Annotated in this window: 1 protein-coding gene; it reads right to left on the minus strand. The window is 31.7% G+C overall.

Annotated features, from left to right (window positions below; genetic code table 11):
- Nucleotides 1-99: 99 nt before the first annotated feature.
- Nucleotides 100-319: hypothetical protein (locus I6U49_RS17045; protein WP_232804752.1), on the minus strand; the 220-nt coding region annotated here is incomplete at its 5' end.

Raw genomic sequence — 319 nt, forward strand, 5'->3', positions numbered from 1 at the left:
CTTTGATAACTCATAGTACCAAAATATAGATTTTTTCGCACTACTAAAGTACTGCAATAAAATTGCAGGGTTTAAATCCCTTTTTTGAGACCAATTAATTTAGGCCCTATTCAGGGCCTTTTTTCCTTTGTCATTTTGATGACATTTAAATATCAATTGAGAGAAAATTCCGAAACAAAATAAAATAGCTAACATCGGGTCAATCTCAAAAGTTGGGTCTAGATTGAAAAATAGTTTTCTTTGTAGATAAATATTATCCAGTGAATAAAGAGACTGACCTATCCCTGCTAAGCTTAATCCTTCCTGAAGGTTTATTAAC

The sequence above is a fragment of the Salegentibacter maritimus genome, from assembly GCF_016236915.1.
Lineage (GTDB): Bacteria > Bacteroidota > Bacteroidia > Flavobacteriales > Flavobacteriaceae > Salegentibacter > Salegentibacter maritimus.